The organism is Streptomyces anandii JCM 4720 (assembly GCF_014650655.1).
GTDB classification, from domain to species: Bacteria; Actinomycetota; Actinomycetes; order Streptomycetales; family Streptomycetaceae; genus Streptomyces; species Streptomyces anandii.
Map to the genome: position 1 here is coordinate 42116 of NZ_BMVJ01000026.1, position 5582 is coordinate 47697.

Sequence of the window (5582 nt, forward strand, 5' to 3'; positions counted from 1 at the left end):
ACCACGGTGGCGACGGCGAAGTCACGGCCCTGCCGGGCCCAGTCGTTCAGTTCCTCGGCGATGTCCAGCATCTGTCGCTCTCCTCGGACTGAGTCTGTGCGGAGGGATCCCGGTTCCTGTGGCGGCGCCCCTAGTGGACGCCCAGCCAGCTCTCGATCGGGTTGAGGGCGAAGTACACGAGGAAGACCGCCGTCAGACCCCACATGAAGGCCCCGATCTCGCGCGCCCTGCCCTGGGCGGCCTTGATGACCGTGTACGAGATGACACCGGCGGCCACACCTGTGGTGATGGTGTACGTGAACGGCATGAGCACCACGGTCAGGAAGACCGGGATCGCGGTGGCCCGGTCGGACCAGTCCACGTGCCGCGCGTTCATCAGCATCATCGCGCCGATGACCACCAGGGCGGCCGAGGCGACCTCCTGGGGCACGAGCGCGGTGAGCGGGGTGAAGAACAGGCAGGCCGCGAAGAACAGTCCGGTCACGACGGAGGCGAGCCCGGTGCGCGCGCCCTCGCCGACCCCGGTCGCCGACTCGATGAACACGGTCTGCCCGGAGCCCCCGGCCACACCGCCCACCGCCCCGCCCGCGCCGTCGATGAACAGCGCCTTGGACAGACCCGGCATCCGGCCCTGTTCGTCGGTGAGCTTCGCCTCGGTGCCCACGCCGATGATGGTGGCCATCGCGTCGAAGAATCCGGCCAGGACCAGCGTGAACACGATCACCCCGACGGTCATCGCCCCGACCTTGCCCCAGCCGCCGAACTCGACGTGCCCGAAGAGCGAGAAGTCCGGCATCGACACCGCGCCGCCGTGGAGTTCGGGGGCGCCGTTGGCCCAGGCGCCGGACTTGACCACGCCGGCGGCGTTCAGCACGGCCGCGACGACCGTGCCGGTGATGATGCCGATGAGGATGGCGCCGGGGATGTCACGGGCCTGGAGCGCGAAGATCAGCAGCAGGGTGCCGGCGAACAACAGCACGGGCCAGCCCGCGAGTTCGCCCGCCGGGCCGAGGGTGACCGGGGTGGCCTTGCCCTGGTGCACGAAGCCGGACTTGTAGAAACCGATGAGGGCGATGAACAGGCCGATGCCCATGGTGATGCCGTGCTTGAGCGCCGGCGGGATCGCGTTCATGATCATCTCGCGCAGGCCGGTGACCACCAGCAGCATGATGACCACGCCGTAGATCACGCACATGCCCATGGCCTGCGGCCAGGTCATAGCAGGGGCGACCTGCGAGGACAGCACGCCCGAGACGGACAGTCCGGCGGCGAGCGCGAGCGGCACCTTGCCGACGAAGCCCATCAGCAGCGTGGTGAAGGCCGCCGCGAACGCGGTCGCGGTGATCAGGGCCTTCTGGCCGAGAGTGTCACCGGCCGCGTCCTTGCCGGACAGGATCAGGGGGTTGAGCAGCAGGATGTACGCCATCGCCATGAAGGTGGTGACGCCGCCGCGCACTTCGCGCGCGACCGTGGATCCCCGCCGGGATATGTGGAAGTACCGGTCGAGCCAGGACCGTCCCGCCGGGACGCGGCTGCCCGCGCCCGCGTCTTCGGCGGTGGTCGTAGGCTCCACTGACTGCTGGGTCATGGGCCATCTCCCAAGGTTCACAGGGGCACCCGTGCGGTGGTTCTCGGCGGTGCACGGGATTTGGGAATGGACGACCCGGGGGACGGCCCGAGACGCACGTGTGGGTACTGAAGGGGGTACTGCCGTGGTTGCTACGTCATTCCTGCGGTGGAACGACTGCTCCTACGCGGTGCCCGTCAGGTGTTCCGGACGTACGGGCGTGCGGTTGAGCTCCAGCCCGGTCGCGTTCCGGATCGCCGCGAGGACGGCCGGGGTCGACGACAGGGTGGGGGCCTCGCCGATGCCGCGCAGCCCGTACGGCGCGTGGTCGTCGGCGAGTTCGAGCACGTCGACGGGGATGACCGGCGTGTCGAGAATCGTGGGGATGAGGTAGTCCGTGAAGGACGGGTTGCGCACCTTGGCGGTCCTGGGGTCGACGACGATCTCCTCCATGACCGCGATGCCCAGGCCCTGGGTCGTGCCGCCCTGGATCTGGCCGACCACGGACAGCGGGTTGAGCGCCTTGCCGACGTCCTGGGCGCAGGCCAGCTCGATCACCTTGACCAGGCCGAGTTCGGTGTCGACCTCGACGACGGCGCGGTGCGCGGCGAAGGAGTACTGGACGTGGCCGTCGCCCTGTCCGGTGCGCAGGTCGAAGGGCTCGGTCGGCCGGTGCCGCCACTCCTCCTCGACCTCGACGGCCTCGTCCTCCAGTACGTCCACCAGGTCGGCGAGGACTTCGCCGCCGTCGGTGACGACCTTGCCGCCCTCCAGCAGGAGTTCGGCGCTCGCCCAGGCGGGGTGGTAGGAGCCGAACTTTCGCCGGCCGATCCCGAGCACCTTCTCGCGGACCAGTTCGCAGGCGTTCTTCACGGCGCCGCCGGTGACGTAGGTCTGCCGGGAGGCGGAGGTCGAACCGGCGCTGCCCACCTGGGTGTCGGCGGGGTGGATGGTGACCCGGGCGACGCCGAGTTCGGTGCGGGCGATCTGCGCGTGGACGGTGACACCGCCCTGGCCGACCTCCGCCATCGCCGTGTGCACGGTCGCCACGGGCTCGCCGGCGACGACCTCCATGCGCACCCGGGCGGTGGAGTAGTCGTCGAAGCCCTCGGAGAAGCCGACGTTCTTGATGCCGACCGCGTAGCCGACCCCGCGCACGACGCCCTCGCCGTGCGTGGTGTTGGACAGGCCGCCGGGCAGCTGCCGTACGTCCGCTCCCTCGGAGCTCTCCCACTGGCGCTCCGGCGGCATCGGCATCGCCTTGACGCGGCGCAGGAGTTCGGCGACCGGGGCCGGGGAGTCGACGGGCTGTCCGGTCGGCATGATCGTGCCCTGGCTCATGGCGTTGAGCTGCCGGAACTCCACGCGGTCCATGCCGACCGCGTCGGCCAGCTTGTCCATCTGCGCCTCGTAGGCGAAGCACGCCTGCACCGCGCCGAAGCCGCGCATCGCGCCGCAGGGCGGGTTGTTGGTGTAGAGGGCGATGGCCTCGATGTCGACGTCGTCGACGACGTACGGTCCGATGCCGAGCGAGGAGGCGTTGCCGACGACCGCCGGGGAGGCGGAGGCGTACGCGCCGCCGTCCAGCACGATCCGGCACTTGACGTGGGTCAGCTTGCCGTCCTTGGTCGCCCCGTGCTCGTAGTACAGCTTGGCGGGGTGGCGGTGGACGTGGCCGAAGAAGGACTCGAAGCGGTTGTAGACGATCTTGACGGGCTTGCCGGTGCGCAGCGCGAGCAGGCAGGCGTGGATCTGCATGGACAGGTCCTCGCGGCCGCCGAAGGCGCCGCCGACGCCGGCCAGCGTCATCCGCACCTTGTCCTCGGGCAGTCCGAGCACGGGCGCGATCTGGCGCAGGTCGGAGTGGAGCCACTGGGTGGCGATGTAGAGGTGGACGCCGCCGTCCTCCTCGGGCACGGCGAGCCCGGACTCGGGGCCGAGGAAGGCCTGGTCCTGCATGCCGAAGCGGTACTCGCCCTTGACGACGAAGTCGGCACGTTTCGCGGCCTGTTCGGCGTCCCCGCGCACGATCGGCTGGCGGTGCACGATGTTGGGGTGGGGGACGTGGCCGAAGTGGTGGTCGGTGCGGCCCTCGTGGACGAGGACCGCGTCCGGCGCGGTCGCGGACGCCTCGTCGGTGATGACGGGCAGTTCCCGGTACTCCACCTTGATCTTGGCGGCGGCCCGGCGGGCGGTCTCCGGGTGGTCCGCGGCGACGATCGCGACCGGCTCGCCGTGGTGGCGCACCTTGCCGTGGGCGAGGACGGGGGTGTCCTGGATCTCCAGGCCGTAGTGCTTCACGTCGGCGGGCAGGTCGTCGTACGTCATCACGGCGTACACGCCCGGTGTGGCGAGGGCCTCGCCGGTGTCGATGGAGACGATCTCGGCGTGGGCGACGGTGGAGCGCAGGATCTGGCCCCAGAGCATGTCCTCGTGCCACATGTCGGAGGAGTACGCGAACTCGCCGGTGACCTTGAGGGTGCCGTCCGGGCGGAGCGTGGACTCGCCGATGCCGCCCCTGGTCCGCGACCCTTGCGTGATCCTGGTGGGAGCGCCGGTGGGGGCAGCGCCCTGCTCGAACGCGGTTGAGAGCTTGCGGGAGGGCATGCTCAGACCCCCTCGGACTGCCGGGCGGCCGCGAGGCGGACCGCGTCCATGATCTTCTCGTAGCCCGTGCAGCGGCACAGGTTGCCCGAGAGCGCCTCGCGGATGTCCGCGTCGCTCGGGTTGGGGTTGCGCTCCAGCATCTCGTCGGCGGCGACGAGCAGACCGGGGGTGCAGAAGCCGCACTGGACGGCGCCGGCGTCGATGAATGCCTGCTGGATGCAGGAGAGTTCGGTGCCCTCGCCGGTGTGCGAGTCGGCGCCGCGGGCCTGCCGTGCCCGGGCCTCGTCGAGGGACGTGCCGGACGGGCCGGAACCGCCGGACGCACCGCGGGCTCCACTCGCGCAGCCGCCCTCGGCGCGCTGCCTGGCGAAGTCCGCCAGCCCCTCGACGGTCACCACCTCGCGGCCCTCGGCCTGCCCGGCGGCGACCAGGCAGGAGCACACCGGCACCCCGTCCAGACGGACCGTGCAGGAGCCGCACTCGCCCTGTTCGCAGGCGTTCTTGGAGCCGGGCAGGCCGAGGCGCTCGCGCAGCACGTACAGCAGGGACTCGCCCTCCCAGACGTCGTCGGCCTCCTGCGGGCGTCCGTTGACGGTGAGGTTGACGCGCATCACGCGGCTCCCTTCGAGGCGTTGCGGGCGCCGCGGTACGACTCCCAGGTCCAGGTGAGCGTCCGGCGGGCCATCACACCGACCGCGTGGCGGCGGTAGCCGGCGGTGCCCCGGACGTCGTCGATCGGGTTGCAGGCGGCCGAGCACAGCTGGGCGAACTGCTTGGCCACGGAAGGGGTGATGACCTTGCCGTTGTCCCAGAAGCCGCCCTCCTGAAGGGCCGCGTTCAGGAACTCCTCGGCGGCGCGGGCGCGCACCGGGGTCGGGGCGGCGGAGCCGATGCCGGTGCGGACCGTGCGGGTGTCGGGGTGCAGGGCGAGGCCGAAGGCGCACACCGCGATGACCATGGCGTTGCGGGTGCCCACCTTGGAGTACTGCTGCGGCCCGTCCGCCTTCTTGATGTGCACGGCGCGGATCAGCTCGTCGGGGGCGAGCGCGTTGCGCTTGACGCCGGTGTAGAAGTCGTCGATCGGGATGCGGCGGGTGCCGCGCGCGGCGGACTCGGCCTCGACCTCGGCGCCGGCCGCGAGGAGGGCGGGGTGGGCGTCGCCGGCGGGCGAGGCCGTGCCGAGGTTGCCGCCGACGCCGCCGCGGTTGCGGATCTGCGGGGAGGCGACCGTGTGCGAGGCGAGCGCCAGTCCGGGCAGCTCGGCACGGAGATCTTCCATGATCTTGGCGTAGGGCACGGAGGCGCCCAGCCGCACACTGTCCTCGCCGGCCTCCCACTCGTAGAGGTCGCCGACGCGGTTGAGGTCGAGGAGGTACTCGGGCCGGCGGTGGTCGAAGTTGATCTCCAC

The 5582-nt window shown here is 71.1% G+C and carries 4 protein-coding genes; all 4 read right to left on the reverse strand.

The features are described 5' to 3' along the window. Positions 1-130: 130 nt before the first annotated feature. Complete coding sequence (locus IE249_RS31320; protein ID WP_189710259.1) at positions 131-1588, reverse strand: NCS2 family permease; 1458 nt, start codon at positions 1586-1588, stop codon at positions 131-133. Between the two features lie 162 nt (positions 1589-1750). Then, positions 1751-4174, reverse strand: coding sequence for a xanthine dehydrogenase family protein molybdopterin-binding subunit (locus IE249_RS31325; RefSeq protein WP_189710261.1), 2424 nt, complete (start codon positions 4172-4174; stop codon positions 1751-1753). Between the two features lie 2 nt (positions 4175-4176). Further along, on the reverse strand, positions 4177-4785 hold the full coding sequence (locus IE249_RS31330; protein ID WP_189710264.1) for a (2Fe-2S)-binding protein: 609 nt from the start codon (positions 4783-4785) through the stop codon (positions 4177-4179). After that, the coding region (locus tag IE249_RS31335) for an FAD binding domain-containing protein (RefSeq protein WP_229859645.1) at positions 4785-5582 on the reverse strand (798 nt) is incomplete at its 5' end. The genes IE249_RS31335 and IE249_RS31330, both read right to left, overlap by 1 nt.

Coding starts and splice junctions, on each gene's coding strand:
- IE249_RS31320 (WP_189710259.1), bottom strand. CDS start 1,588: ATGACCCAGCAGTCAGTGGAGCCTACGACCACCGCCGAAGACGCGGGC.
- IE249_RS31325 (WP_189710261.1), bottom strand. CDS start 4,174: ATGCCCTCCCGCAAGCTCTCAACCGCGTTCGAGCAGGGCGCTGCCCCC.
- IE249_RS31330 (WP_189710264.1), bottom strand. CDS start 4,785: ATGCGCGTCAACCTCACCGTCAACGGACGCCCGCAGGAGGCCGACGAC.